Below are 1,508 nucleotides of genomic sequence, written 5' to 3' on the forward strand. Positions count from 1 at the left end.
ACGCAGCGCCTCGCTGCAAGCGGCCTCAACCGCAGCCAGACCGTCGTCCAACACCCTGGTCAGGATCTCCACCATCTGCCGGTCGCCATCGGTGGCTGACCGCCCCGGTTTCCCTGGAGGCTCCTATTCTTGAGAGGATGGAGCCATGACGAAGAAGACGTCGAACCGGTATTCGCCTGAGGTCCGGGAACGGGCGGTGCGGATGGTGCTGGAGCACGGAGGCGACCACGCCTCGCAGTGGGCGGCGATCGGCTCGATCGCGGCCAAGATCGGCTGCACGACGGAGACTCTGCGCGGCTGGGTAAGGCAGGCTGAGCGCGACCGGGGCCTGCGGCCTGGGCCGACGAGTGCGGAGGGGGAGCGGATCAAGGCTCTGGAACGCGAGGTTCGCGAGCTGCGCCAGGCCAATGAGATCCTGCGCAAGGCGTCGGCCTATTTCGCGGTGGCGGAGCTCGACCGCCGCTCGAAGCCATGATCGCCTTCATCGACGATCACCGCGGGGTCTACGGTGTCGAGCCGATCTGCAGGGTGCTGCCGATCGCGCCGTCGACCTACCACGCCCATGTTGCCCGGCGTGGTGATCCGGCCAAGACCTCGCCGCGCGCCCGGCAGGACCTGGTGCTCATGGAGGGGATCCGGCAGGTGCATGCGGCCAACTTCGGGGTCTACGGCGCCCGCAAGGTCTGGCGGCAGCTCGGCCGGGAGGGCATCGCGGTGGCCCGCTGCACGGTGGAACGCCTGATGCGGAGCATGGGCCTGCGCGGCGTCGTCCGCGGCAAGGAGGTCAGGACCACGATCGCCGACAAGGCCACGCCCTGCCCGGCGGACAAGGTGAACCGCCAGTTCCGGGCGCCGCGACCGGACATGCTGTGGGTGTCGGACTTCACCTACGTCGCGACCTGGCAGGGCTTCGTCTATGCCGCCTTCGTCATCGACGTCTTCGCCCGCCGCATCGTCGGCTGGCGGGTCTCGCGGACGGCGCATGCGGGCTTTGTCCTCGATGCCCTGGAACAAGCCCTGCATGACCGCCGCCCGGCGAAGGGCGGCCTGACCCATCATAGCGACAGGGGTGGGCAGTACCTCAGCATTCGGTACACGGAACGCCTGCTCGAGGCCGGGATCGAGCCCTCGGTCGGCAGCGTCGGCGACAGCTACGACAACGCCCTCGCCGAGACCGTCATCGGCCTGTTCAAGACCGAGGTCATCCGGCGCCGTGGCCCGTGGCGATCCCTCGAGGCCGTCGAATATGCCACCCTCGAGTGGGTCGACTGGTTCAACCACCGCCGCCTCCTCGAGCCGATCGGCAACATGCCACCGGCCGAAGCAGAGGCGCGCTACTACGCCAGGCTTGAGGAGCCCGCCCTGGCAGCCTAACCCAAACCAATCAGCCTCCGGCATACCCGGGGCGGTTCAGTGGCTGTGGCCAGCTTGCGGCGGACCCGTTCCAGTGCACTGGGGAGCAGCCAGTCCTTGAACGGTGCCCCGTTGCGCAGCGCTCCAGGTTTGCG

At 68.6% G+C, this 1,508-nt stretch carries 1 protein-coding gene and 1 other annotated feature; the gene reads left to right on the top strand.

Annotation, left to right across the window (positions count from 1 at the left end; all coding sequences use genetic code 11):
• The first annotated feature begins 145 nt into the window (after positions 1-145).
• A protein-coding gene (locus BT98_RS0120210) for an IS3 family transposase (RefSeq protein ID WP_115359401.1) occupies positions 146-1,374 on the top strand; the annotation gives its coding sequence in 2 pieces (ribosomal slippage) (positions 146-443 and positions 443-1,374; 1,230 coding nt in all).
• Positions 430-546: a sequence feature (AL1L pseudoknot), on the top strand. Its footprint overlaps the gene before it by 117 nt.
• Positions 1,375-1,508: the final 134 nt, after the last annotated feature.

The sequence above is a fragment of the Roseomonas mucosa ATCC BAA-692 genome, from assembly GCF_000622225.1.
Taxonomy (GTDB): domain Bacteria; phylum Pseudomonadota; class Alphaproteobacteria; order Acetobacterales; family Acetobacteraceae; genus Roseomonas; species Roseomonas mucosa.